At 71.9% G+C, this 25,127-nt stretch carries 26 protein-coding genes; 12 read left to right on the forward strand and 14 right to left on the reverse strand.

Annotated elements, in window-relative coordinates; all coding sequences use genetic code 11:
- Positions 1–298 precede the first annotated feature (298 nt).
- Together AB0C15_RS31705 and AB0C15_RS31710 are read right to left on the reverse strand one after the other, a co-directional pair.
- On the reverse strand, positions 299–532 hold the full coding sequence (locus AB0C15_RS31705) for a sulfurtransferase TusA family protein (protein WP_357358270.1): 234 nt from the start codon (positions 530–532) through the stop codon (positions 299–301).
- The gene (locus AB0C15_RS31710; protein WP_357358272.1) at positions 529–1,680 is read right to left on the reverse strand and encodes an aminotransferase class V-fold PLP-dependent enzyme; all 1,152 of its coding nucleotides are present in this window, start codon (positions 1,678–1,680) and stop codon (positions 529–531) included. Before AB0C15_RS31710 ends, AB0C15_RS31705 begins: the two co-directional genes overlap by 4 nt.
- A gap of 230 nt (positions 1,681–1,910) precedes the next feature.
- On the opposite strand from AB0C15_RS31710, the gene coxB reads away from it, so the two are divergent.
- Together coxB and AB0C15_RS31720 are read left to right on the forward strand one after the other, a co-directional pair.
- Complete coding sequence (gene coxB / locus AB0C15_RS31715) at positions 1,911–2,882, forward strand: cytochrome c oxidase subunit II (RefSeq protein ID WP_357358274.1); 972 nt, start codon at positions 1,911–1,913, stop codon at positions 2,880–2,882.
- 9 nt (positions 2,883–2,891) lie between these two features.
- On the forward strand, positions 2,892–3,317 hold the full coding sequence (locus AB0C15_RS31720; protein ID WP_357358276.1) for a cytochrome c oxidase subunit 4: 426 nt from the start codon (positions 2,892–2,894) through the stop codon (positions 3,315–3,317).
- A gap of 178 nt (positions 3,318–3,495) precedes the next feature.
- On the opposite strand, the gene AB0C15_RS31725 is transcribed toward AB0C15_RS31720, so the two are convergent.
- From AB0C15_RS31725 to AB0C15_RS31740, 4 genes are all read right to left on the reverse strand, one after another.
- Complete coding sequence (locus AB0C15_RS31725) at positions 3,496–3,702, reverse strand: hypothetical protein (protein ID WP_357358278.1); 207 nt, start codon at positions 3,700–3,702, stop codon at positions 3,496–3,498.
- Positions 3,703–4,036: 334 nt separating this feature from the next.
- On the reverse strand, positions 4,037–5,083 hold the full coding sequence (gene trpD / locus AB0C15_RS31730; RefSeq protein WP_357358280.1) for an anthranilate phosphoribosyltransferase: 1,047 nt from the start codon (positions 5,081–5,083) through the stop codon (positions 4,037–4,039).
- Positions 5,084–5,175: 92 nt separating this feature from the next.
- Entirely contained in the window at positions 5,176–5,571 is a 396-nt protein-coding gene (locus AB0C15_RS31735) for a hypothetical protein (RefSeq protein ID WP_357358282.1), read from the reverse strand.
- Between the two features lie 100 nt (positions 5,572–5,671).
- On the reverse strand, positions 5,672–6,601 hold the full coding sequence (locus AB0C15_RS31740) for a cytochrome c oxidase assembly protein (RefSeq protein ID WP_354942588.1): 930 nt from the start codon (positions 6,599–6,601) through the stop codon (positions 5,672–5,674).
- A 99-nt stretch (positions 6,602–6,700) separates the two neighbouring features.
- Here AB0C15_RS31740 and AB0C15_RS31745 point away from each other — a divergent pair, with 99 nt between their 5' ends.
- The 5 genes from AB0C15_RS31745 to AB0C15_RS31765 all read left to right on the forward strand — a co-directional run bounded on the left by AB0C15_RS31745 (position 6,701) and on the right by AB0C15_RS31765 (position 11,870).
- The gene (locus tag AB0C15_RS31745) at positions 6,701–7,300 is read left to right on the forward strand and encodes a heme-copper oxidase subunit III (RefSeq protein WP_357358284.1); all 600 of its coding nucleotides are present in this window, start codon (positions 6,701–6,703) and stop codon (positions 7,298–7,300) included.
- Positions 7,301–7,370: 70 nt separating this feature from the next.
- Entirely contained in the window at positions 7,371–8,207 is an 837-nt protein-coding gene (locus AB0C15_RS31750; RefSeq protein ID WP_357358286.1) for a cytochrome c, read from the forward strand.
- Positions 8,208–8,271: 64 nt separating this feature from the next.
- Entirely contained in the window at positions 8,272–9,360 is a 1,089-nt protein-coding gene (locus tag AB0C15_RS31755) for a Rieske 2Fe-2S domain-containing protein (RefSeq protein WP_357358288.1), read from the forward strand.
- Positions 9,357–10,988 carry a cytochrome b N-terminal domain-containing protein gene (locus tag AB0C15_RS31760; protein WP_357358291.1) on the forward strand — a complete coding sequence of 544 codons (1,632 nt, stop codon included), beginning with the start codon at positions 9,357–9,359 and terminating at the stop codon, positions 10,986–10,988. Before AB0C15_RS31755 ends, AB0C15_RS31760 begins: the two co-directional genes overlap by 4 nt.
- Before the next feature lie 192 nt (positions 10,989–11,180).
- A complete protein-coding gene (locus AB0C15_RS31765) occupies positions 11,181–11,870 on the forward strand; it encodes a DUF4142 domain-containing protein (protein ID WP_357358293.1) in 690 nt (229 codons plus the stop codon).
- A gap of 84 nt (positions 11,871–11,954) precedes the next feature.
- On the opposite strand, the gene AB0C15_RS31770 is transcribed toward AB0C15_RS31765, so the two are convergent.
- The 5 genes from AB0C15_RS31770 to AB0C15_RS31790 all read right to left on the reverse strand — a co-directional run bounded on the left by AB0C15_RS31770 (position 11,955) and on the right by AB0C15_RS31790 (position 17,457).
- Positions 11,955–12,242, reverse strand: a complete 288-nt coding sequence (locus AB0C15_RS31770) for an Lrp/AsnC ligand binding domain-containing protein (RefSeq protein WP_074313163.1) — start codon at positions 12,240–12,242, stop codon at positions 11,955–11,957.
- Between the two features lie 79 nt (positions 12,243–12,321).
- On the reverse strand, positions 12,322–13,191 hold the full coding sequence (locus AB0C15_RS31775) for a sugar phosphate nucleotidyltransferase (protein ID WP_357358295.1): 870 nt from the start codon (positions 13,189–13,191) through the stop codon (positions 12,322–12,324).
- A complete protein-coding gene (locus AB0C15_RS31780; RefSeq protein WP_357358297.1) occupies positions 13,188–13,730 on the reverse strand; it encodes an NUDIX domain-containing protein in 543 nt (180 codons plus the stop codon). Before AB0C15_RS31780 ends, AB0C15_RS31775 begins: the two co-directional genes overlap by 4 nt.
- Positions 13,731–13,782: 52 nt before the next feature.
- A complete protein-coding gene (locus AB0C15_RS31785; protein ID WP_357358319.1) occupies positions 13,783–15,576 on the reverse strand; it encodes an HD domain-containing protein in 1,794 nt (597 codons plus the stop codon).
- A 126-nt stretch (positions 15,577–15,702) separates the two neighbouring features.
- Positions 15,703–17,457 (reverse strand): DEDD exonuclease domain-containing protein, encoded by a 1,755-nt coding sequence (locus AB0C15_RS31790; RefSeq protein ID WP_357358299.1) that lies wholly within the window; start codon positions 17,455–17,457, stop codon positions 15,703–15,705.
- 127 nt (positions 17,458–17,584) lie between these two features.
- On the opposite strand from AB0C15_RS31790, the gene AB0C15_RS31795 reads away from it, so the two are divergent.
- The gene (locus AB0C15_RS31795) at positions 17,585–19,036 is read left to right on the forward strand and encodes an NYN domain-containing protein (protein WP_357358301.1); all 1,452 of its coding nucleotides are present in this window, start codon (positions 17,585–17,587) and stop codon (positions 19,034–19,036) included.
- A 232-nt stretch (positions 19,037–19,268) separates the two neighbouring features.
- Positions 19,269–19,988, forward strand: coding sequence for a DinB family protein (locus AB0C15_RS31800; RefSeq protein ID WP_357358303.1), 720 nt, complete (start codon positions 19,269–19,271; stop codon positions 19,986–19,988).
- An 87-nt stretch (positions 19,989–20,075) separates the two neighbouring features.
- On the opposite strand, the gene AB0C15_RS31805 is transcribed toward AB0C15_RS31800, so the two are convergent.
- On the reverse strand, positions 20,076–20,576 hold the full coding sequence (locus AB0C15_RS31805) for a hypothetical protein (RefSeq protein ID WP_357358305.1): 501 nt from the start codon (positions 20,574–20,576) through the stop codon (positions 20,076–20,078).
- A gap of 253 nt (positions 20,577–20,829) precedes the next feature.
- Between AB0C15_RS31805 and AB0C15_RS31810 the strand changes: the two genes are divergently transcribed.
- The 3 genes from AB0C15_RS31810 (at position 20,830) to AB0C15_RS31820 (ending at position 23,531) form a co-directional block, all read left to right on the forward strand.
- The gene (locus AB0C15_RS31810; protein WP_357358307.1) at positions 20,830–21,048 is read left to right on the forward strand and encodes a hypothetical protein; all 219 of its coding nucleotides are present in this window, start codon (positions 20,830–20,832) and stop codon (positions 21,046–21,048) included.
- Positions 21,049–21,150: 102 nt separating this feature from the next.
- Positions 21,151–22,410 (forward strand): M48 family metalloprotease, encoded by a 1,260-nt coding sequence (locus AB0C15_RS31815; RefSeq protein ID WP_357358310.1) that lies wholly within the window; start codon positions 21,151–21,153, stop codon positions 22,408–22,410.
- On the forward strand, positions 22,407–23,531 hold the full coding sequence (locus AB0C15_RS31820; RefSeq protein ID WP_357358312.1) for a glycosyltransferase family 4 protein: 1,125 nt from the start codon (positions 22,407–22,409) through the stop codon (positions 23,529–23,531). The genes AB0C15_RS31815 and AB0C15_RS31820 overlap by 4 nt, the downstream gene beginning before the upstream one ends.
- A 13-nt stretch (positions 23,532–23,544) precedes the next feature.
- Here AB0C15_RS31820 and AB0C15_RS31825 read toward each other — a convergent pair whose 3' ends face one another.
- Together AB0C15_RS31825 and AB0C15_RS31830 are read right to left on the reverse strand one after the other, a co-directional pair.
- A complete protein-coding gene (locus tag AB0C15_RS31825) occupies positions 23,545–24,207 on the reverse strand; it encodes a lysophospholipid acyltransferase family protein (protein ID WP_357358314.1) in 663 nt (220 codons plus the stop codon).
- Positions 24,208–24,227: 20 nt separating this feature from the next.
- Positions 24,228–24,812, reverse strand: coding sequence for a TetR/AcrR family transcriptional regulator (locus AB0C15_RS31830; protein WP_357358316.1), 585 nt, complete (start codon positions 24,810–24,812; stop codon positions 24,228–24,230).
- Positions 24,813–25,127: the final 315 nt, after the last annotated feature.

The raw sequence follows: 25,127 nt of genomic DNA on the forward strand, positions 1-25,127 counted from the left end.
GGAGTTGTGGTGGCTGGATAGTCGCCTTATGTGGCTTTTGTCCGGCACCACAACTCCATGATCGACGCGGGAGTGCGGGAGTGCGGGCGTGCGGGCGTGCGGGCGTGCGGGCGTGCGGGGGTGCGGGCGTGCGGGGGTGCGGGCGTGCGGGGGTGCGGGCGTGCGGGGGTGCGGGCGTGCGGGAGTGCGGGCGTGCGGGAGTGCGGGCGTGCGGGAGTGCGGGAGTGCGGGAGTGCGGGAGTGCGGGAGTGCGGGAGTGCGGGAGTGCGGGAGTGCGGGGGTGCGGCGGAGGGTGGGGTTACTGGGTTCGGCGGATGTCGTAGGCGGGGGCGTCCGGGCCGGTGACCGGGCCGAGGAACTCCTGGCCGCGCATCCGGCACCAGGCGGGGATGTCGACCGCCGCCGCCGGGTCGTCGGCCAGCACCCGGACCACAGTGCCGACCGGCACCTCGGGCATCCGACGCGCCGCAGCGATCACCGGCAGGGGGCAGCGTTGTCCCCGGCAGTCGATCACCTCGTCCGGCATCGTCACAGCCCCACCACCCCGGCCTCGGCACGCAGCCCGGCGACGATTCCGGGCAGCTCGGTCAGGAACCGCTCCACGTCCGCCTCGGTCGTCTCCCGGTGCAGGCTGACCCGCACGTTGCCGTGCGACAGCACCCCCATCGCCTCCAGCACGTGCGACGGACGCAACGTGGACGAGGTGCAGGACGAGCCGGACGACACGGCGAAGCCCCGCCGATCCAGGGCGTGCAGCAGCGCCTCCCCGTCGACGTACAGGCAGGAGAAGGTGACCAGGTGGGGGAGCCGGAGCACCGGGTCACCGACCACCTCCACGTCGGGCACCTCCGCCGCGACCCGCTCCCGGACCCGGTCCACGAGCGCGGCCAGCCGGGTCGCCTCGGCCGCCGCGTCGGCCGCCGCCGCCCGCAGGCTCGCCGCCGCCGCCACGACCGCGGGCAGGTTCACCACCCCGGGGGTACGGCCGCCCTCCCGCTCGTCGGCCGGCCAGGGTGAATCCCAGCGGGTGCCCTTGCGGACCGCCAGCACCCCCACCCCCGGTGGCCCGCCCCACTTGTGGGCGCTCGCCGTGAGCACCGACCAACCAGCCGGCAGGGGTACCCGGCCCACCGACTGCGCCGCGTCCACGTACAGCGGCACACCCGCGTCGGCGCACGCCGCCGCCGCCTCGGCGACCGGCTGCACGGTCCCCACCTCGTGACTGGCGGTGATCAACGTGGCCAGCGCGACGCCCGGGGCCCGCACGGCGGTCGACCACGCGGTCAGGTCCAGCCGGCCCACCCGGTCGACCGGCACCGAGGTGGCGGCCCCGCCGGCGCTTACGTGCCGCTCCGCCGCGTGCAGCACCGCCGAATGCTCGATCGCCGAGTGCACGAGCGTCGCCCCGACCCGGCGTCGCCCCGCCAGGCCCCCGAGCACCGCACCGTGGGCTGCGGTCGTACCGCTGGGGGTGAAGGACACCTCGTCGGCGCGGACGCCGAGCGTCAGCGCGGTGGCCTCGCGGGCGGCGTCGAGTAGTTGCCGGGCCCGGCGGGCCTGCGTGTACAGCTTGCCCGGGTCGGCCCAGCCGTCCTCGAGCGCGGCCAGCAACGCCTGCCGCGCGACCGGATGCATCGGCGCGGCGGTCGCCGCGTCCAGGTAGACCGGGGGCGCACTCACGGGACCGCCTTTGTTCGCGGCTGCGGGGCTCGCAACCCCGGCTCACTCCTCGCACTCACAGATCAATACGCTATCGCGGCGGTATGCCCAGGATCCCCCCGATGGGGGGCGGACAGTGACCCCACCACGGTCGAGTCCGTCATGGTCGAGTAATCTGCGACCGTCGGTGACGCCTTTGCCGTCGGTGCTGAGGAAAGACCCACCGCGGCGCGCTAGGGAGGCAGGACCAGGTGGTCGCAAGGAGTTCGGAGGTACGGCCGTCGGCCGTACGGCACAGCGCTTCCCCAGGGGTTGGTGGACGCCGGGGGCGTGGTGCTGGTCGCCTGGCCGGGCTCGGTCTCGGTGGCGTCGCGTTGCTGGTCCTGCTCACGGGTTGTGACGTGGGTCAGACCTTTGACGGCTTCGGCTGGCCGCAGGGCGGCATCTCGCCGGAGTCCAAGCGGATGTACGACCTGTGGATCGCCTCCTGCATCGCCGCGCTCGCCGTCGGCGTGTTCGTCTGGGGCCTGATCTTCTGGTGTGTCGTGCGTTACCGCAAGCGTGGCAACGCGCTGCCGGTGCAGACGCGTTACAACATGCCGATGGAGTTCCTCTACACCATCGCGCCGATCCTGATCGTCTCCGTGCTGTTCTACTACACGGCGATCGTGCAGACCGACGTCGACAAGTTGTCGAAGAACCCGGACGTCACCGTCGAGGTCGTCGCGTTCAAGTGGAACTGGCAGTTCAACTACCGCGACGGTCAGGGCCCGGACGCCCGCACCACCGCGTCGACGCTCGGCACCAGCGAGGTCATCCCGGTGCTGGTGCTGCCGACCAACCGGTCCATCCGGTTCGAGGAGACCAGCCGCGACGTCATCCACTCGTTCTGGGTGCCGGAGCTGCTCTTCAAGCGGGACGTCATGCCCGGCAAGATCCGCAACGTGTTCGAGGTTTCCAGCCTGGACGCCGAGGGTGCCTACGTCGGGCGCTGCGCCGAACTGTGCGGCAGCTACCACGCGTTCATGAACTTCGAGCTGCGGGTGGTGTCGCCGGAGAAGTACGACCAGTTCCTCGCGGCCAAGCAGAGCGGCAAGTCCACCCAGGAGGCGCTGTCCGCGATTGGTGAGGAGCCGTACGCGGAGACCACCAAGCCGTTCGACACGCGGCGGACGCAGGACAACTTCAACCCGGACGACGTTCCGGCCCGCACCGGAAGCTGAGGCAGCGGAATGAAGACCGAGTGGCGTATCTTCCTGATCATCGCCGGGTTCCTCTTCGGTGCCACCATCCTCTACGGCGCCTGGACGCACGGGGAGTCGGGCGGCGTCGAGTGGGTCGGCACCGTCGCCCTGCTGCTGTCGTTCCTGCTCTGCTCGATGTGCGGTGGCTTCTTCTGGTTCGTGTCCCGCCGCATCGACCTGCGCCCGGAAGACCGCCCGGACGCCGAGATCTCCGACGGCGCTGGTGAGGTCGGCTTCTTCAGCCCGGGCAGCTACTGGCCGTTCGGTCTGGCGCTGGCCGCCGCGATCGCCGCGCTCGGCCTGGTGTTCTGGCAGTTCTGGCTGATCGGCGGCGGCCTGCTGGCAGTTGTCTTCGCCGCCTGTGGGCTCCTGTTCGAGTACTACAGCGGCACCCGGCGTACCGCCGAGCACTGACCGGCCCAGCCGGACAGGATTTGTAGAAGGCCCGTTCCCCACGTGGGGGAGCGGGCCTTCGTCATGCTCGCGTGCCGTGCCGTGCCGTGCCGTGCCGTGCCGTGCCGTGCCGTGCCGTGCCGTGCCGTGCCGTGCCGTGCCGTGCCGTGCCGTGCCGTGCCGTGCTTGCCGGGTGGGGTCAGGCGGCGTGGCGGCGGGCGGGCTGACGGCGTCGGCCTCCGGCCAGCCGGACGACCGGGGCGGCGACGGTGGCGATTACCACTGCGGCACCGCAGCCGGTGCAGATCAGCTCTGGGCAGTCGGTGCCGTGGCCGTCGACGCAGGGCGGGGCCTCGAACGGTGTCACGCCCTCGCAGACGTCGCAGTGGAACTCGTGGTGCGACACCGGCGTCTCCTCTCACTACAGGCGAACCACCCCCGGATGCGACAGCGACGCACGCACCGGAGCGGAGAACTACTCGCCTGTAGTTTTCCACGCGGGTCCGACAAATCTCCGCTCGGAGGTGCCGCTGTCGGTCGGCGGGCGATCCCGCCGCTGCTCATGACCGATGATCCACTCGGGTTCTTTGAGGTCGCGGTGTCCCGGCGCGAGGACCCCGCGGTTTCACGGAAGCCGAGTCGATCACCCGAGTCGATCACCCGCGGCGGCCACCCGAGGCGGCCACCCGAGGCGGCCACCCGAGGCGGCTGTCCTCCTGGGGGTGCGTTGTCGGAGCCGGTCAGGCGGTGGTGGCGGTCTCGATCCAGCGGTCCAGGGTCGCGGCGGCCGCCCCGGAGTCGATCGACTCGGCCGCGCGGGTCAGGCCGGCGCGGAGCGCCTCGACGAGGTCGCCGTCGAGCGGGCCCTGGGTGGCCAGCGCCGCCGCCGCGTTGACAAGCACCGCGTCCCGGACCGGGCCGGTCTCGCCGGCCAGCAGGCGACGGGCCACGGCCGCGTTGTAGGCGGCGTCACCGCCGCGCAGGTCCGCGATGGTGGACCGGGGTACCCCCAGGTCCGTCGCGTCCAGCACCGCCTCGCGTACGGTGCCGCCCTGCGCCGCCCAGATCCGGGTCGGCGCGGCGGTGGTGAACTCGTCCAGCCCGTCCTCGCCGCGCATCACGATCGCCGAGTCGCCCCGGCCCGCGAACACGCTCGCCATCACCGGGGCCATCCGCAGGTCGAAGCAACCGACCGCGCCGGCCCGGGGGCGGGCCGGGTTGGTCAGCGGGCCGAGGAAGTTGAAGAAGGTGGGTACGCCCACCTCGCGCCGGACCGGGCCGGCGTGCCGCATCCCGGGGTGGAACCGGGCCGCGAAGCAGAACCCGATCCCGGCCTCCTCGACGCAGCGGGCGACCTGCTCCGGCCCGAGATCGAGCGGGATGCCGAGGAACTCCAGCAGGTCAGCGGTGCCGCACAGGGAGGAGGCGGCCCGGTTGCCGTGCTTGACGACGCGGACACCGGCACCAGCGACCACCAACGCCGTCATCGTGGAGATGTTGACCGTGTGCGCGAGGTCACCGCCGGTGCCGACCACGTCGAGGGCGGTACGGCGCAGTTCCTCGGGGAGCGTCACCGGGACGGCGCGGCCCAGCATCGCCTCCACCAGGCCGGCCAGCTCCGCCGGGGTCTCCCCCTTGGCCCGCAGCGCCACGGCGAAGGCGGCGATCTGCGCGGCGCTCGCGGAGCCGGTCATGATCTCGTCCATCGCCCAGGTGGTGTCGGCGGTGGAGAGTTCGTCACCGCGCAGCAGCGCGTTGAGCAGGTGCGGCCAGGTCCGATCGCCCATGACGGGCCTCCCGAGCATGCGAAGTGCGGGTGGGCTGGAACCGGCGCCGGGGAAGATCCGGCGCCGTGCGGGTGCCGGAGGAGCGTGGGACGTCAGGCGGGTGCGTGCGTCCGCAGCAGCTCGGCCACCGTGCCGCCGGTGGTCACCGGGTCGAGCGGGTGCACAAGCGTGGCGTCGACCTCGGCGTACGCGGCGAGCCATCGGTCGGCGGCGCGGGCGATCACCAGGCAGGTCGGGGGAGCGTCGTCCCGGTCGTCCTTGACCTGCCGGGCGATGCCGATGCCGCCGCCCGGGCTCGCCTCACCGTCGAGCAGCAGCAGGTCGATCTCGTAGTCGTCGACGAGCCGGATGGTCTCGGCGTAGGTCGACGACTCGACGAACTCGATCTGCAGACCGGGCGCGGGTCGGGTGCCGACGGCCATCCGCATCCGGTCACGGACCTGCGGGTCGTCGCTGTAGAGCAGGACGGTGCAAAGACGCTCACTCATGCCGGCACTCCCCTCGTAGCTGCCCGCAGATCGTACCGTTCGGCGTGACGCAGCCGACACGGTGGCCTGCGCCACCCGTACGTCGTACCGTCGTCGCAGGTCAGGCGGGTGCGGCGTCGGCGGCGCGCTCGCGGGCCTCCTGGCGGTCCAGTTCGCGGTCCACCCGGCGGGCCTCCCGCTCGGACTGCTTGACCCACTGCACCACGAGTACCGCGAGCATGGTCACACTGACGAACTCGCCGCCGGCCCAGAGGATGCCGCCGGCGACCACCTGGTCCTGCCAGGGGTCGACCCAACCGAGGTTGAGCGACGGGTACCAGTCGCCGCCGAAGAGCGTGCTGCTCTGCATGATGGTGAGGCCGAGCACGGTGTGGAACGGCACGGAGAGCAGCATCAGCAGCGCCCGGGCGGGGTAGGGCCAGCGGCCGGGCAGCGGGTCGAGGCCGAGCAGCGGCCAGAAGAACACGCAGCCGGTCATGATGAAGTGCGCGTGCACCAGCTCGTGCGCCCAGGCGTGTTCGAGGGTGTAGCGGTACAGGTCGCTGAAGTACAGCACGAACGGGTTGACCACGAAGATGGCGAACGCCACCAGCGGGAAGCTGTAGACCCGGGCGACGCGGCTGTGCACGATCGCGAGCAGGCGCTTGCGCGGCCGGACCGGGAGGGTCCGCAGGGCCAGGGTCATCGGCGCGCCGAGGGCCAGGAAGATCGGCGCCACCATGGACAGCACCATGTGCTGGATCATGTGCACGGAGAGCAGCGCGGTGTCGTAGGCGTGCAGCCCGCTGACCGTGACGAGCGCGATGCCGCCCAGCCCGGGGCCGAGGAAGAACACGGTACGGGCGATCGGCCAGCGGTCGCCCCGCAGGCGCAGCCGGTACACCCCGTAGAGGTACAGGCCGGCGGCGAGCACCAGGCCCAGGGCCAGCCAGCTGTCCAGCCGGGTCTCGCTCAGCACCGCGCCGACGGTGAACGGCGGCGGGGCCGAGGTGGCGGCGAAGATCGGATCGACGTGCAGCACGCTTTTCAGGCTAGGCCAGGCGAACCGGACCCTGACGCTCGGGCCACGGAAGGCGCAGGTTTGCCACCCCGCTGATCGCCGGTGCCGGTCAGGGGCAATAATGACGGCGTGACTGCGGCCCCAGCCATTGACAAGAGCCGGATCCACTCCCTGACCCGACCCAACATGGTCAGCGTCGGGACGATCGTGTGGCTCTCCAGCGAACTCATGTTCTTCGCGGCGCTGTTCGCGATGTACTTCTCGATCCGCGCGGCTGCGCCGGAGCAGTGGGAGAAGCACACCGAGGCGCTGAACATCCCGTACGCGACCACCTTCACGGTGATCCTGGTGCTGTCCTCGGTGACGTGCCAGTTCGGCGTCTTCGCGGCGGAGAAGGGTGACGTGCACGCGCTGCGGCGCTGGTTCACCGTCACCTTCGTGATGGGCCTGATCTTCGTGCTCGGCCAGCTGAACGAGTACCGGCACCTGGTCGAGGACGGCATCAAGATCAACGGAGACGGGTACGGGTCGGTGTTCTACCTGACCACCGGCTTCCACGGCCTGCACGTGACCGGTGGTCTGATCGCCTTCATCATCTTCATGGTCCGTACGACCATGGGCCGGTTCACTCCGGCGCAGGCGACGTCGGCGATCGTCGTGTCGTACTACTGGCACTTCGTCGACGTCGTGTGGATCGGGCTGTACGCCATGATCTACTGGCTCCAGTGATCTTGCGCGTCACACTCCGCGCTGCTGCTCCGTCCCCTGAGACAGGTCCAACCGGTTAAGGACACCGCTCATGACTTCTGACAACGACCGCCGACGCGGTCTGCTCGCGCGGTTGCGCGAGCGGCCCGCCGCGCGCAGCAGGGGCCGCCGCCGGCTGGGCGCCGCGGTCCGGCTGATCGCCGCGCTGATGCTCGCCGGCGGCGCATACACCGTCTTCGCCCCGGGTGCCCAGGCGCAGGACAATCCGCAGCTGACCGGCGCCGCCGCCGAGGGCAAGGCGCTGTTCGACGTGAGCTGCGTGACCTGCCACGGCCGCAACGCCCAGGGTGTCGAGGGTCGCGGGCCGAGCCTTGTCGGCGTCGGCGCGGCATCTGTCGAGTTCCAGGTCAGCTCCGGGCGGATGCCGCTGGCCCGCCAGGAGGCCCAGGCGCACCGCAAGCCCCCCGTCTTCACCGACGAGCAGACCCGTCAGCTGGCCCAGTACATCCAGGAGCTCGGTGGCGGTCCGGTCGTGCCCGAGGGCGACGACCTCCGTGAGGACGGCAACATCGCGGCCGGCGGTGAGCTGTTCCGGATCAACTGCTCGCAGTGCCACGCCTTCGGTGGCGGCGGCGGTGCCCTCTCCTCGGGCAAGTTCGCCCCGAGCCTGCACCCCGCCACCGACCGCCAGATCTACGCGGCGATGTTGAGCGGCCCGCAGAACATGCCGGTGTTCGGCGACAACCAGCTCCGGCCTGAGCAGAAGGCCGACATCATCGCCTACATCCAGGAGACCCTGAAGCACGACCAGGACCCGGGCGGGTTCAACCTCGGGCGGTACGGCCCGTCCACCGAGGGCCTGGCGATCTTCCTGGTTGGCATCGTGGCGCTCGTTTTCGCCAGCCTGTGGATTGCGGGTAAGTCGTGACCGAGCGCACACTCAGTTTCAGCGCCGTGGTGCCGCTCGGCGCCACCCGTAGCGAGGTGACGGCATGAGCACCCACACCGAGCACCAGGCCCCGCAGGGTCCGGAGCCGCTCGACGTGAACGACCCCAAGCTGACCCGGTTCGACATCGTCCGTGAGGGCGCCCGTCGGGACGACATCGAGATCGTCCACTACGAGCCGCAGGTGCAGCCGGGCACCAAGGCGGAGCGTCGGCTGACCCGGGTGGTCGCCGGCTTCTTCCTGATCACCGGCCTGGCCGCGACCGCCTTCCTGGCCATCTACATCTGGTGGCCGTGGCAGTACGAGGCGGGCCGCGGTGGCGACAAGTTCTACACCCCGCTGCTCGGCTTCACCCTCGGCGTGGCGTTGCTCGCCGTCGGCTTCGGCATCCTGACCTGGGGCAAGAAGTTGCTGCCCAAGGAGGTCTCGATCCAGGACCGGCACGAGGGTCAGGTGGACTCCGAAGGCCGCACCATCACCGGCCAGACGATGCTCTACATGGCCGACGAGCTGGGCGTGAAGCGTCGCCCGCTGCTCGGCATCTCGCTACTGGCGGGTCTCGCGCCGGTCGCCGCGGTCGCCGCGGCGCCGCTTGTCGGTGGCCTGATCTCGCAGCCGCACAAGAACAACCAGATGTTCACCACCGGGTTCGCCAAGCCCGAGGGTGGCGAGCTGATCCGTCTGGTCCGCGAGGACGGCCGGCCGATCCGCCCGGCGGACATCAGCACCGGCGGTCAGATCACCGTCTTCCCCGGCATCGACCACGGCGTGAGCAACAAGCACGCCGACTCACCGACGCTGCTGATCCACCTCCGCGACTCGGACGCGCAGGAGTCGCGCCGGGCCAACGAGCGGGTCGGCCACGGTGACTACATGTGGGGCAACTACGCGGCGTTCTCCAAGATCTGCACGCACGCGGGGTGCCCGGCCAGCCTGTACGAGCAGCAGACCAACCGGCTGCTCTGCCCGTGCCACCAGTCCCAGTTCCTGATCACCGACAACGCCCGGCCCGTCTTCGGCCCCGCCAGCCGGCGGCTGCCGCAGCTGCCGATCGAGGTGGACTCCGAGGGCTTCTTCGTGGCGAAGTCCGACTACACCGAGACCGTCGGGCCTGATTTCTGGGAGCGGCCATGAAGCGTCGAAAGTTTGACCTTGCGGCGACGCCGGGTAAGGCCGCGGTGGGAGTGGACGACCGCTTCGCGGTGGCCACCCCGCTGCGCAAGCTGCTGAACAAGGTCTTCCCGGACCACTGGTCCTTCCTGCTCGGCGAGATCGCGCTGTTCTCGTTCATCGTGCTGCTGCTGACCGGTGTGTTCCTCACCTTCTTCTTCGAGCCGGCGATGACCGAGGTGGTCTACGACGGCAGCTACGCGCCGTTGCAGGGCACGCCGATGTCCGCCGCGTACGCCTCCAGCCTGGACATCTCGTTCGATGTCCGCGGCGGTCTGGTGATGCGGCAGATGCACCACTGGGCGGCGCTGCTGTTCATGGCCGCGATCGTCGTGCACATGCTGCGGGTGTTCTTCACCGGCGCCTTCCGCAAGCCGCGCGAGACCAACTGGATCATCGGTTCGCTGCTGTTCTGGGTCGGCTTCCTGGCCGGCTTCACCGGCTACTCCCTCCCGGACGACGGCCTCTCCGGCACCGGCCTGCGGATCGCCTCGGCGATCATGCTGTCCATCCCGGTGATCGGTTCCTGGGTCACCTCGTCGGTCTTCGGTGGCGAGTTCCCCGGCACGATCATCATCAGCCGGTTCTTCATCGCCCACGTGCTGCTCATCCCGGGTCTGCTGGTCGCGCTGATCAGCGTCCACCTGGGCCTGGTCTTCAAGCAGAAGCACACGCAGTGGCCCGGCCCCGGTCGGACCAACAACAACGTGGTCGGCGAGCGGATGTTCCCCCGGTACGCGCTGAAGCAGGGCGGCTTCTTCATGGTCGTCTTCGGCGTCATCGCGCTGATGGGCGGTCTGTTCCAGATCAACCCGATCTGGCTGTTCGGCCCGTACGAGGCGTGGGTGGTCTCGGCCGCCAGCCAGCCCGACTGGTACGTCATGTTCCTCGACGGTTCGACCCGACTGATGCCGGCCTGGGAGATCAACATCCCGCTCGGCGACGGGTACGTCATCCCGCCGCTGTTCTGGCCGACGGTCGTGCTGCCCGGCATCCTGGTGGGTCTGTCGACGATGTACCCGTTCCTGGAAGCCCGGCAACTCAAGGACCGCAAGAGCCACAACCTGCTCCAGCGTCCCCGTGACGCGCCGGCCCGGACCGCCGTCGGCGCCATGGCCGTCGCGTTCTACATCGTGCTGACGCTCTCCGGCGCCAACGACGTGATCGCGGACAAGTTCCAGATCAGTTTGAACGCGATGACCTGGGCGGGCCGGATCGGCCTGCTGGTGGTCCCGCCGCTGGCGTACTACGTCACCTACCGGCTCTGCCTCGGTCTGCAGCAGCACGACCGGGAGGTGCTCGCGCACGGCGTGGAGACCGGCATCATCCGGCGCCTGCCGGACGGTCGCTTCGTCGAGGTGCACCAGCCGCTCAGCGCGTCCAACGGGCACGCCGACGGCCACGGCCAGCTGGACTACGTCGGCTGGGTCGTGCCGAAGAAGATGAACCGGCTGGGGGCCCTCGGGCCGGCCATCCGAGGCTTCTTCTACCCGATCGAGAAGCCGGTCGAGGCGCCGGTCTCGCCGGGGCACCCGCCGGTCGAGGCCCGACCCGAGCGCGAGGAGATCGGCAGCGGCGACAGCCGCCGCTGACCGCCAGTTCGTCCCGTCACGTGGCGCCCGCCGGATTCCGGCGGGCGCCACGTCGTATCGGCACCCGCCGCCCATCCGACCAGGAGTCGGACGGCCACGGTGGGACGGGTCGACCCCGCGCGGCGGGGGATCGCAGGAATAACCCCGGTGAGCCGGGTATCCGAGCGGTCCAACGTCTCAAGGGGGGGAAGCATGTTGGGTATCAAACGCCTCGGCCTGTTGGCCGCGCTGGTACTGGTCGGTGTCGCGCCGGCCGCGGCCGCGCAGGCCGCGGCACAGCCGTCGACGCAGGACACCCAGTACCTGCAGGCGGTACACCAGGTCAACCTGTTCGAGATCACCGCTGGTGACCTGGCCCAGCAGAAGGGCAAGGACCAGGGGGTCAAGGACCTGGGCGCGATGCTGAAGACCGACCACACCCAGCTGGACCAGACGGTGCAGCAGACCGCGTCCCAGCTCGGGGTGGAGCTGCCGAACGAGCCCAGCGCCGATCAGCAGGCGGTCATCGACAAGCTCAACAACGCCAGCGGCGCGGAGTTCGACCGGCTCTGGGTGACAAGTGAGCTGGCCGGCCACGTCCAGGCCATCCAGGCCACCCAGACGGAGATCTCGCAGGGCTCCGAGCAGTCGGTGGTCCAGTTGGCGCAGACGGCGCTTCCGACGCTGCAGACGCACTACGACGAGTTGGTGGCGCTCGCCAACAAGCTCGGCATCCCGGTTCCGCAGACCAGTGCCAGCGGTACGCCCAGCCCGGGCGGCACCGGCACCGAGTCGCCGGCTCCGGGTGGTACCGGCACCGAGTCGCCGGCTCCGGGTGGCACCACCGAGTCCCCGGCTCCGGGCGGTGGCACCACCGAGGTACCGGCTCCCAGCGAGAGCTGACCCAGCCACAGCAGACGGCCGGTCCACCTGAGCGGTGGGCCGGCCGCCGTGCGTACTCCGCGCCGCCGGGTGGGCGGCGCGAGGTCAGTCGGCGCTGGCCAGGCCGATCGCGAACGCCTCCTCCAGGTCGTGCTGGGAGTACGCCCGGAAGGCGATGTGCGACTCGGTGTTGAGCACGCCCGGGACCTTGGAGATGCTGCCCGCGATGACCTGGGCGATCTGGTCGAACTCGCGGACCCGGACGATGGCGATGAGGTCGACGTGCCCGGCCACCGAGTAGACCTCGCTGACACCGGGAAGGTTGGCCAGGTTCTCCGCCACCTCGGGGATCGCATCGGTGGCGCAGTCGATCAGCACGATCGCGGTGATCACGGGGCATTTCTCCGTTCGTCGGCGTCGTCGCCCATGCTAGATGTTCCGGCCCGAGACCGGAGGTGGGAGCCGTCGGTGCTCAGCCCCGCGCGGGGCAGGGCACGGTCAGGTCGCTCCCGGCCCGGATCACGTTCCGCAGCCGTTCACCGGCGCGTACGGTCGCGCCCGGCCACACCACCGTGCGGGACACGTCGCCGTCCACCCGCGCCCCGGCACCGACGACCGACTCCACGCAGCGCCCGGTCACCGTCGCGGAGTCGGCGACGAGAGCGCCGCCGGCCGCGGCGTGCAGGTTGGCCGCCAGGTAGTCGGCGGGCGTGCCGGTGTCGAAGAAGGTGCCCGGATAGGGCACCACGGACAGGGCGTCCGCCGCCTCGGCCGGCCGCCACACCGCCCGGACCAGATCCGAGAAGACGACCGGCAGGTCGCGGACCAGCCGCCAGGGCAGCAGCGAGAAGCCGGTGAAGCAGTGCCCGGCGAAGGTGCCCGGCGCCGTCGGCTCCGCGGCGGGCTGGCCGAGCAGGCGTACGGTCTGCCCGTCCCAGCCGTCCAGCAGGGCGGCCACGTCCGGGCCCGGGGGAGCAGCCGGGTCGGCGAGGTACGCGTCGGCGTTGCCGACGAGCACCGGCCGCCCGTCGATCCAGTCCCGCAGGTTGGCCACCCCACCCGCGGTGCCCAGCGGGTCGCCCGGCTCCACCGACAGGTGCGCGCGGTCGCCGACGTACGCCACCACCTGGTCACCGAGGTAGCAGGCGTTCACCGCGACCCGGTCGGGACCGGTCAGGCCAAGCCCGGCCAGCCGCTCCAGCGCCCGCTCCAGCAGCGGCACGTTGCCCACCGGGCAGAGCGCCTTGGGGACCTGTTCGGTCAGCGGGCGCAGCCGGGTGCCCTCGCCGGCGGCCAGCACCACCGCGCAGAGGTCCACCGGTAGACCCGCCGCGCCGGTCACGGGGTCTCGTCGGGTATCGGCGGCGGGAACTGCCCGGCCAGCGGCCCGATGTCGTAGTAGGCGAGCAGCCGGGCCGTCGGCCAGGTCAGTTTGGGCAGGTCGTCCAGAGGGTGCCAGGCGGCCTCGAAGACCTCCCCGCCGTCGACGGTCAGCTCGGTGCTGGATGCCGGCACCTCGGTCTCGAAGACCATGTCCACCCAGCCCTTGGCGTGCACGATCGCGTTCGGCACCGCCGGGCGCAGCCGGGACGGTGGAAGCCGGACGCCGGACTCCTCGAACAGCTCACGGGCCGCGCCCACCACCGGGGCCTCACCCCGGTCGAGCAGGCCGGCGGGGAGTGACCAGCCCTTGCCGGGCGGTTGGCGCAGCATGAGCAACCGACCCGCACCCGTCGCCTCGGAGTCACGGACCAGGGTCACCGCGCCGACGATGTACTTGGGCACGGCCAGCCGGACCAGGCGTCGACGCACCGGCAGTGGCAGCCGGTAGAAGGCCTGGTAGAAGAGGGCCCTACCGGTGGCGCGGGAGCGGGGGATCATGACTCCAGGCTAGTGGTCGCGAATGTCCCTCGGACGTGCTGGGCCAGCCGGGTCACTGTCGATGGTCGACCAGATCGATGAGCTGGCGGACCACGGTGTCCGGTTCGATCACCCGGTCGAAGACCGCGACCAGCAGGGTCTCCAGGTCGGGGTAGCCCAACTCCTCGGAGAGGCGCAGCAGCGGCAGGTCACTGGCGAGGCCACGATTGTGTTGGCGCAGCGCGAGCCCGATGGTGGCCCGACCGAGGCGTACCTTGTCGCTGATCGTGATGCCCGGCTCGGTGTGCTCGGCGAACCACCTGTTGATCTGCATCTGCGCGTGCGGCGACTTGACGAAGCTCAACCACTCCCGGCGGGGGCCGCGTGGCGCCACCCCGGCCTCGAAGCCGTTGTCGCCGTCACTCTCGGTGAAGATCTCCACCACGTCGCCCTCGTCCAGCTCGGAGCTGAGCGGGGCGAGCCGGCCGTTGATGCGTGCGGCGAGGCAGTGGTCGCCCCGTTCGTTGCCCAGCTCGTACGCGAGGTCGACAGGTGTGGCACCGGCCGGCAGCACGACCTGCCGCCCGTCGGCGAAGACCTGGATCTGCCCCTCGGCGAGGTCGCAGCGCAGCGACTCGTAGAACTGCGCCGGGTCGGCGGCGTCCGGCTCCCAGTCGAGCACCCGGCGCAGCCAGTCCAACTGCTCGGCGCGGGCCGCGGCGCTGCCGTTGCCCGAGCGGGGGAAACGGAAGTCGGCGGCGATGCCGTACTCGGCCGAGCGGTGCATCTCCTCGGTGCGGATCAGCACCTCCACCGTGCGGTCCTGCGGCCCGCAGACGCTCGTGTGCAACGACCGGTAGAGGTTGTTCTTCGGTGAGGCGATGAAGTCCTTGAAACGGCCGGGAATCGGCCGCCAGGTGCCGTGGATCGCGCCGAGCGCGGCGTAACAGTCGGTGGCCGGGCCGTCGACCACCACCACGATGCGGGGCAGGTCGTACGGGGCGGTGTGGTCGCCCGCGATGGTGTCCTTCCAGATCGAGTAGAGGTGCCGGGGACGAGGGCTCACCTCGGCGTCGACCCGGCTGCGGCGCAGCGCCACCCGGGCGCTGGCGACGACCGAGTCGAGGTACGAGTCCCACCCCGGTCGGTCGTGCACGTGCCGGGCCAGCCGGGCGTGCTCGTCGGGCTCGAGGTGCAGCAGCACCACGTCGTCCAGCTCGCGCTTGAGGGTCTGGATCCCCAGCCGGTCACAGAGCGGGACCAGCACCTCCTGGGTCTTGCGGGCGATCCGTTCCCGCGACGACGCCGAGCGCACCCCGAGCGTCCGCATGTTGTGCAGACGGTCGGCCAGCTTGATGATCAGCACTCGGACGTCCTTGGCGGCCGCGACGATCATCTTGCGGACCGTCTCCGCCTCGGCGGCCTTGCCGTAGAACGCCTTGTCGAACTTGGTCACCCCGTCGACCAGGTGGGCCACCTCACCGCCGAAGTCCTCGGAGAGCGCCTGGAGGGTGTAGCGGGTGTCCTCCACGGTGTCGTGCAGCAGCGCCGCGACCAGGGTGGTGGTGTCCATCCCCAGCTCGGCGCAGATCTGCGCCACCGCGAGGGGGTGGGTGATGTACGGCTCTCCGCTCTTGCGGAACTGCCCGCGGTGCATGTTCTCCGCGATGGTGTAGGCACGGCGCAGCACCGCGGGGTCGGTGCCGGCGTGGATGCCCCGGTGGGTGCGGACCAGGTGGGTGACCGGGTCGGAGTCGGTGGTCGGCCAACTGAGCAGCGACCGTAGTCGGCGGGCGAGCGGCAGCTCACCCGGCTGTGTCGGCAGGGCGCCCCCCAGGGCGGCGCCGTGTCCGGCGTCGACGTCCACGAGGGACACCTCCTCACCCCGGCTCCGCGACCGCAACCTGGCGGCGGGGAGCAGGCCCACGAATCGGGCAGGACTGCACTTCTCTAACAGCCTAAGCGAGTCGACGTAGTCCGATCGGTCAGTTGGTCATGAGCGTTCGGTCGAGAGTTGGTGGGACGCCCCGCCCTCGGCCTTCGCCAGCAGGTCACGGAACCGCCCCGCACCACCCGCCGGAGAGGACCAACCGGAGGACATCTCGACGAGTCGGGTCTCCGGTCGCTCCAACCAGGACAGGATCCGCTCGGACTCCTCGGCGGTGGCGGCCGGCACCGGACCGTGCCCACCCGACACCGTCTCCGCGGTGGCCCGGATCGTGGTCAAGGTGGGGCGCGGGTGCACGCCCGGCGGGGACACCCCCGCGCCGGCCAGCCGCCCGTGCCGGACCAGCGCCAATTCCCAACCGCCCCGGGCGGCCGGGCGGGCCGCGGCCAGCTCGACGATCCCGGTCAGCGCGGCCAGCCGCTGCATCCGCACGGTGGCCCGCAGTACGGCGGCCAGCCGTGACCGCACCACCGCGGCCTCCTCGTAGCGCTGGTCGGCCGAGAGCACGTCGATCCGCGCGAGCAGCGCGTCCACCACCGGCTGGGGGTCGCTCGTCGTCGCGGTGCGGAAGGGCGCGGCGGCGCTCTCGTCGTACTCCTCGGGGGTGATCCTGTGTTCGCAGGGAGCCGGGCAGCGACCCAGCTCGGCCAGCGCGCAGGCCGGCGTGACGGTGCGCAGCGAGAGCCGGTGCGTGCACTGGCGCAACGGCACCGCGTCGTGGAAACCGGCGGCGGCCAGCTCGGCGGCCCGCCGGGAGGTGAACGGCCCGAGGTAGGCGGTGTCGGTGGGGGAGATCTCGCGGACGATGGACAACCGAGGGTACGGACCGTCGGTCAGCTTGAGCCAGACCATGCGTTCCGGGTATTTGGACCGGCGGTTGTACGGCGGGGCGTGCGCGGCGATCAACCGCAGCTCACGGACCTCCGCCTCCAGCGAGTGGGCGCACTCCACCGCCTCGACCCGCTCGGCCGCGCCCAACATCTCGGAGATCCGGGCGCGCTTCTCGCCGGCGGTGAAGTAGCTGCGCACCCGGGTGGCGATGTCGACGGAGGTGCCCACGTAGAGCGGCCGGTCGTCGGCGGCCCGGAAGATGTAGACCCCGGGGACCTTCGGCAACCCCTCGGCCAGGTGCCGCTTGCGACGCTGGGTGGGGGTGACCGCGCGAGCGAACTCGATGGCGTCGCCGACCGTGTCGACCCGGTGCCCACCGAGCCGGCCGATCAGCCCGTGCAGCACGTCGACGGTGGCCTTCGCGTCGTCGAGCGCCCGGTGCGTGGGCTGGGTGGCGGTGCGGAAGTAGGCGGCCAGGGTGCCGAGCTTGCGGTTGGGCACCTCGTCGCGGGTCAGCACCCGGCGGGCCAGCGCCGCCGTGTCCAGCACCCGGGGGTTCGGCCAGCGGTAGCCGTGCTTCGCGCAGGCCGCCTTCAGGAAACCCACGTCGTACGGGGCGTTGTGGGCCACCAGCACCGCGTCGTCGATGAACTCCAGAAAGCTCGGCAGCACCTGCTCGATCGGCGGTGCCGGCACCAGCATGGCCTGGGTGATGCCGGTCAGCACGGTGATGAAGGGCGGAATCGGCTGGCCCGGGTTGACCAGGGTCGCCAGCACCCCCAACTGCTCGCCACCGCGCACCTTGACCGCGCCGATCTCGGTGATGCCGCCGCCGTCCGGCGCGCCGCCGGTGGTCTCCAGGTCGACCACCACGAAGGTCGTCGCGTAGAGCGGCAGCGCCGGGTCGACCCCACCGACCGCCGGGTCGAGACCAGCGAGGGACTCCTGGACGTACTCCGCCTGTGCCATCGGCGGCACGCTAGCGCCCCGGTCCGACACTCCCGTCACAGCCGTCCCAACCGTCACCATGGGGCTAGGATGAGAGATCGGCTCACTCACCGGGCGGTGGGCCCGGTCGCGGTGGGAGACTTGCCACATGCCCCTCACCGAGCCGTACGACGACCACCTCCCACAGGAGGATCCGGTCGCGCTCGACGGTGCTGCGGGCAACCCGGACGACAACGTAGTCACCGACACATCCGACGCATCGGACCCGACATCCGGCGACGGCCCCGGCGCCGAGCCGGAGCCGACCCTGCCCGAGCCGGTCCGGCAGCGGATCGTGACGCTTACCGCGGCGGTGCTGCCCACCCTCCCCACCGACGAGGTCCCGGTGCCGTTGCGCCGGGTGGCGAAGTTCGCCCCCAACCGCCGCGCCCGACTCGGCGCGCCGGTCATCGCCGCCCAGCTCACCGCCGACCCGCTGTTCCGGCAGCGGGTCACTGCGCGGGTCCTTGCCGACGCCGGTGACCTCGGCGCGGCGGTGGTCGAGGGCACCGCGCCGGCCGCCGCCGACCCGGTCGAGGTGGCCGCGCTCGCCTACCTGGCCAGGCCCCGTGGCTGGCGGGCGCTGATCGACGCCAGCGGCGCGGCCGTGCGCGCCGAGGCGGACAGCGCCGTGGTCGCCGAGTTGGTCCGCGAGGCCGAACAGCGCGCCACCCGGGCCGAGCACGACCGCGCGGTGGCCCGGGTCGAGGCCGAGAAGCTCCGCGACGAGCTGGCCCGCGTTCGCGAGGAGCTGGGTCAGCTCCGCGAGGAGTCCCGGCAGGTGGCCCGCACCCTGCGGGAGACCCAGGCCCGCGAGCGGAAGGCCACCGAGCTGCTGGCCACCGAGCGTGGCCGGGCCGCCCGCGCCAGCGCCGACGTGGACGCCGAGCTGCGTCGCGCCCGGGCCCGGCTGGCCGAGGCGGAGGCCGCCGCCGGGGTGGCCCGAGCCAGCGCCAAGGAGGCCCGTTCGGTCGACGACGCCCGGCTCTGGCTGCTGTTGGAGACCATCGGCCAGGCCGCCGTGGGGCTGCGCCGGGAGCTGGCGCTCGACCCGGTGGACAAGCTCCCCGCCGACTTCGTCGCCGACGCGTTCGCCGAGCAGCCGGGCACCGCCCCGGCCGGCCCCGCGGCCCGCGCCCGCGACACCGACGACCCGGCCCGGCTCGACCAACTGCTCGCGCTGCCCCGGGCGCATCTCGTGGTGGACGGCTACAACGTCACCAAACGGGGCTTCGGCGAGATGTCGCTGGAGCAGCAGCGCAAACGCCTCATCACCGGGCTGGGCGGGATCGCCGCCCAGACCGGCGACGAGGTCACCGTGGTCTTCGACGGCGCCGAGCGGATGCACGGGCTGCCGCCCGCGCCGCGCGGCGTACGGGTGCTCTTCTCCCGCAAGGGCGAGACCGCCGACGAGCTGATCCGGCGCCTGGTGCGCGCCGAACCGGCCGGCCGGCCGGTGGTCGTGGTCTCGTCGGACCGCGAGGTCGCCGACGGGGTACGCCGGCACGGCGCCTACCCGCTGGGCGCGGACTCGCTGCTGCGGCGGCTCGCCCGCTCCTGACCTCGTCCGCCGAGGTGTTCAGCCGGTGCGTCAAGAAGACCGTACGGGTGGCCCAGCCGCCGCCAGCGCCGTGATCGACACGAGTTTCATGAAGTCGGGGTGTCCGGCCGCTTGCGATGGCCCGTCTTCAGTGAACCGGAGCCGATCTTTCTCCTGGGGCGATCGATCGGGCGGCGCCTCTGTCGTACCCGGGAGCTAGCGTCGCCGTTGTCGCCCACGGGAGGGAGTTGCCATGGCAGCGGACGACGTCACGGTCTTCGTCGATCGGGATCTGCGAGGTGCCCGGTTCAACAGGTCGACGCTCGCCGGTGCCGTGATGCGCGGTGTCGACGTGGATGGCCTGGACATCGACGCGCCGTGGCTGGCCGAGGGCACGTTCCTGGTCAACGGCGTCGATGTGGTGCCGCTGATCGAGGCCGAGCTCAACCGTCGATTCCCAGGGCGCGACCTCCGGCAGGCGAAGAATCCGGACGACCTCCGCGTGGCGTGGGCCGCCCTCGAAACGGCCTGGGCGGCGGCGGTCGACCGGGCCGTGGCCATGCCCGAGGGCGCCGTCGACGTCTCGATCGACGGGGAGTGGTCGTTCGCGCAGACCCTGCGCCACCTCGCGTTCGCTGCCGACGCCTGGCTGGGCAGGGCGATCCTGCTACTGCCGCAGCCGTTCCACCCGCTCGGGCAACCACACGCGGAGTACGAGACCGACGGCTTCGACATGTCCATTTTCGCCGTCGAGCAGCCGACGTTCGCCGAGACCCTGAAGCTGCGGGCCGAGCGGCAGGCGATGGTGCGCGACTTCCTCGCCGCCGTCACGCCGGCCCTGCTCGCCGAGACGCGGCCGTCCACCTGGTGGCCCGAGAAGCAGGTGCCCGTCCTGCACTGCCTCCACGTGATCTTCAACGAGGAGTGGCAGCACCTCCGCTTCGCCCTGCGTGACCTCGACGCCCAGGGCTGAGGCCGCACCCCAACGGCTGCTTCCTGGCTCGGCCGCTCCGGCGGCGCTGCCGGCGTTCGGGCTGGTCGGCGCTCGGGCCGCCGCCAGTCAGGTGGTCGGTAGTCGCCGGGCCAGCTCTCGACGCAGCGTGTCGGTGTCCGGCGTCATCCAGTCGAGCCGGACGACCAGTTCGTAGGGGCCACGTCCGCGAGTCGACCACTGCCCGGCTCGCATCGGCGGACGAGTCTGCTGCGGGTCGAGGGGCACGACGACCAGCCGCGGGTCCAGCCGCCCCCGTACCTGGGCGCTTGCCACGTTGACCCAGTCGATGCTGAGCGTGGTCCCGCTCGGTCCGCTCAGGTGCAGCGTCTCGTCGGTAAGCCGCAACGGCAGGCGAGGCTGATGGCGCAGTTGCCAGTTGGTGGTCACCGCGATGATGGCGCCGAGCATGCCGAAGCGCAACAGCACCTTCCACCACGCCTCGTCGAACACCACCGTGTAGAAGGCGAGGAGGGCCGCGGCGGCCAGCACGGCGAGAAGCATGGCGAGGCGACGTCGGCGCGGGGAGTGCCGGAAGTCCAGACCGGACGAAGCATCGACATCTGCCACCGTCGCCAAGTGCCCAGGTGGTCGGTCGACGAAACGAGGCTGCTTCTCGTTTGATCGACACGGGTTTCGTGATGTCGGGCGCTCCGAACGGGTGGGATACCCCGATATCGCTGATCTGGAGTGGATCTAGGCCCGAAACGGGCGGTCGGACGGGGTTCCTGTCGTACCCGGTGGTTAGTGTCGATGTCACCGAGGGTGCCCGGTCGGCGACAACAGACGTCGCCCGTGTGCCGCGAGCCGATCAGGAGGAGCGATGCTCATCGACTGCGACGGGTGCGCGAAGCGGGCCGACGGCTGCTCCGGCTGCCCGCTGACCGCCCTGTTCGACGAGACGTCCCCGGTGGCCGGGCTGGTCGCCGCCGAGGTCGAGGCCATCGAGGTGTTCGCCCGGGCCGGTTTCGACGTGGAGGTGCTGGCCGCGCCCGCACGCCCCGAGGCGGCTCGCCGCCGGGCCACCCGCCGGGTCGCCTGAGCGCCGCACCGCGCCCGGAAGCAGGCTTCTCGCGGGCCATAGGATGAGCGGTCACGGCGGGAGGAGCGGCGCGATGAGCGAGACACGACGGGCGGTGACGCGGTGACCCCGCGCGGCTGGGCGCTGCTGGCCCTGGCCGGGCTGACCGTCGCGCTGCTCGTGCTGGCCGCGCTGCTCATCCCGTGGCACCGTCCGCCGGCACCCCGGGCCGACCAGCTCGCCGCGCTGCGTGACCTGCCGGCCGAACAGGTGGCCAAGGGTCGCGAGTTCCGGGCCGCACTGCGCCCCGGCGGGTACGCCGCGCTCGCCGTCGGGTTGCTCGTCGCCCTCGCGCTCGGGTTGACCCCGCTCGGCGGTCGCCTGGTCGAGCTGGTGGGCCGGCCCTTCGGCGGGCACTGGGCCGCGCAGGCGGTGCTCGGCGGGCTCGCGGTGGTGCTCGTCGCCGATCTGGTGACGCTCCCGTTCGCCGCCTGGCGGCAGAGCGTGCTCACCCGCTACGGGTTGAGCACCAACGGCTGGAGCGGCTGGGCGGTCGACCTGCTCAAGTCGTACGCGGTCAGCGCGGTGATCGGCGCGGTGGCGCTGTTCGGCTTCTACGCGGTCATCCGGCTCGCGCCGCGCTGGTGGTGGGCGTTCGGCGCGGCCGGCGCCGCAGTGCTCGTGGTGCTGCTCTCGTTCGTCCTGCCGGTGCTTGTGGAGCCGGTGTTCAACCGCTTCACCCCGATGGAGCAGGGCCCGCTGCGCACCGAGCTGATGAGCATGGCCGCCCGCGACGGGGTGCCGGTGCGGGACGTGCTCGTGGCCGACGCCTCCCGCCGCACCAGGGCGGTCAACGCGTACGTCTCCGGTCTCGGGCCGACCCGGCGGGTGGTCGTCTACGACACGTTGCTGCGCGAGGCGACCCCGGCCGAGGTGACCGCCGTCGTGGCGCACGAGCTGGGGCACGCGAAGGACTCCGACGTTGCCGCTGGCACGCTCACCGGTGCGTTGGGTGCCGCGGCGGCCGTGGTGGCGCTCTACTTGCTGGGCTCGTGGGGGCCGCTGCTGCGGCTGGCCGGTGTCGACTCGGTAGCCCAACCGAGGGCGTTTCCGCTGCTGGTCGCCCTGGTAACGGTGGCCGGGCTGGTCGCGGCACCGGTGCAGGCGCTGATGTCCCGGCGGGTGGAGGCGCGCGCCGACGCGCACGCGCTCGCGCTCACCGACGACCCGGAGTCCTTCGAGTCGATGCAGCGCCGACTCGGCTCGGTCAACCTCGGTGACCCCGACCCGCCGCGCTGGGAATACCTCTACTCGGCCTCGCACCCGTCCACCGTGGAGCGGATGGCCGCCGCCCGCGCGTACGCCCGGGAGGCCGGCCGATGACCCGCACGCTGCTGATCACCAACGACTTTCCGCCCCGACCGGGCGGCATCCAGTCCTTCGTGCACAACCTCGCGGTGCGTCAACCGGCCGGCTCGGTGGTGGTCTACGCGTCGAGTTGGCGTGGGGCCGAGAAGTTCGACGCCGACCAGCCGTTCGAGGTGGTCCGGGAGCGCACCAGGGTGCTGTTGCCCACCCCGTTGATCGCCCGGCGGGCGGCGCGGCTGGCGCGCGCGTACGACTGCGACACGGTGTGGTTCGGCGCGGCGGCTCCGTTGGGGCTGCTCGCCGCCGGCCTGCGTCGGCGGGCCGGCGTACACCGGGTGGTGGCGCTGACCCACGGCCACGAGGTCGGTTGGGCGGCGCTGCCGGCCGCCCGACCGGCGCTGCGGCGGATCGGTCGGGGCGTGGACGTCACCACCTACCTGGGCGAGTACACCCGTAGCCGGCTGGCCCGGGTGCTCGACGGCGTGACCGAGTTGCGCCGGCTCGCGCCCGGGGTCGACGTGGACACCTACCACCCGACCGTGGACGGTGAGCAGGTCCGGGCCCGACTCGGTCTGACCGACCGGCCAGTGGTGGTCTGTGTGTCCCGGCTGGTGCCGCGCAAGGGCCAGGACATGTTGATCCGGGCACTCCCGGAGATCCGCCGTCGGGTGCCCGACGCGGCGTTGTTGATCGTCGGTGGCGGGCCGTACCGGGGGACCCTGGAGAAGCTGGCCCGACAGGCCGGTGTGGAGCGGGACGTGGTGTTCACCGGCTCGGTGCCGTCGGCCGAGCTGCCAGCGCACTACGCCGCCGGCGACGTCTACGCGATGCCGTGCCGTACCCGCAATCGTGGCCTCGACGTGGAGGGGCTCGGCATCGTCTACCTGGAGGCGTCCGCGACGGGGCTGCCGGTGGTGGCCGGTGACTCCGGTGGCGCGCCGGACGCGGTCCGCGAGGGGGAGACCGGCTACGTCGTCCGCGGCCGAGACGTCGCCCAGCTCGCCGAGCGGGTCTCCCGGCTGCTCGCCGACCGTGACCTGGCCCGCCAGCTCGGCGCGGCCGGCCGGGCGTGGGTGGAGCGGGAGTGGCGCTGGGAGGCGCAGGCGGAACGCATGGCGGCGCTGCTCGCCGGCTGACCAGCGCCCGCGTTCAGCTCGCCCGGGCGGGCGCGTAGTGCGGCACGTACTCCTGGCCGGTGAGCTTCTGGATCGCCGCCATCACCTCGTCGGTGACCGTTCGAATGTCCCGCGGCCCGGTGATCCGGTCGGCGACCGGGATCGGCGGGCCGAACCGCAGCGTGATCGGGTGTCGACGGGGCAACCGCGCGTCGACAGGCAGCACCTCGGCGGTGCCGAGCACGCCGACCGGAATGATGGGCACCCCGGCGTCGCGGGCCAGCCGGGTCATCCCGACCCGGCCCCGGTAGAGCCGCCCGTCCGGGGAACGGGTCCCCTCCGGGTAGACGGCGACCAGGCCACCGGCCCGAAGCACAGGTACGGCGGCGTCGAGGGCGCGCAGCGCGGCCCGGCCGTCGGCGCGGTCGACCGGGATGGCGCCCATGCCGGCGACGATCCGCCGGTTGAGCCAGCCGCCCGGACCCCGGCCGTTGAAGTACTCGACCTTCGCCCAGAAGGTGACGTGTCGGGGCGTCGAGGTGACGAGGAACAACTCGTCGGCGACGGAGAGGTGGTTGCCGGCGAGGATCGCGCCGCCGTGCCGGGGCAGATGCTCCAGCCCTTCCACGCGGGGCCGCCAGCCGCAGCGCAGCACGGTGCCGACGGTCAGTTTGGTGACGTCGTACAGCAGGGGCACGTGTCCTCCGGGGTCCAGTTTCAGGCCGACACGGGGCCGAGGTGGGCCTCCAGCGCGGCACGCAGCAGGGCGTCGTCATCGGTGGTGCCGGTGGCCAGCGGCAGGCTGCCCCAGGCCCAGAGTTGGGCGATGCCGTGCAGGTTCGCCCAGAGCGCGCCGGCGAGCACCGCCGGGGGCGCGTCGGTGGGTCGGCGTGCCTGCGCCACCAGATCAGCCAGGACGGCGAAGAGCGGCAGGCTCGTCTCACGCAGTCGTAGCCGGCCGCTGTCCAGCAGGTCGTGGCGGAACATCAGCTCGAACATGCCGCGGTGGGCGGCCGCGAAGTCCAGGTACGTCCGGGCCAGCGCGGTCAATCGGGTACGCGGATCCGCGTCGACGTCGCGCAGCGTGCGCTCGACCTGGGCGGTGAGGTCGGCGAAGCCCTCCCGGGCGATGGCGGAGAGCAGGTCGACGTGGGTGGGGAAGTAGCGGCGCGGCGCACCGTGCGAAACCCCGGCCCGGCGGGCGATCTCCCGCAGCGACACCGCCGACTGGCCCTCGCGCAGCACCAGGTCCACCCCGGCGGCCACCAGGCGCGCCCGCAGGCCCGTTTCGTCCGCGCTCATAGACACTGTCTACCAGGCCGTGTAGACGCTGTCTACCGCCGGTGCCCGACCTCGTGCGGCGACGGCTGCCGCACGGCGGCCGCTCTGTCCGGGTCCCCAGGCAGGCAGGACGCGCCGGGAAGTGAGGCGGGCCGGCAAGGCGAGGTGGGGCGCGCGGGGAAGTGAAGCTGCGCCCCGCGCCCAGATCACCGCAACATCGGGGATGTTGCTGCCTCCGAGCCCTTGGGTTCAAGTGGTTGTTGCAACGGGGTGGATTCTCGTCAGGATGAGGAGTCATGCCGGGGCAGAGGTTGTCGTCCGCGGAGCGGGCGCAGA

Origin of the sequence: Micromonospora sp. NPDC048835, from assembly GCF_040649995.1 — a bacterium.
GTDB lineage: Bacteria > Actinomycetota > Actinomycetes > Mycobacteriales > Micromonosporaceae > Micromonospora.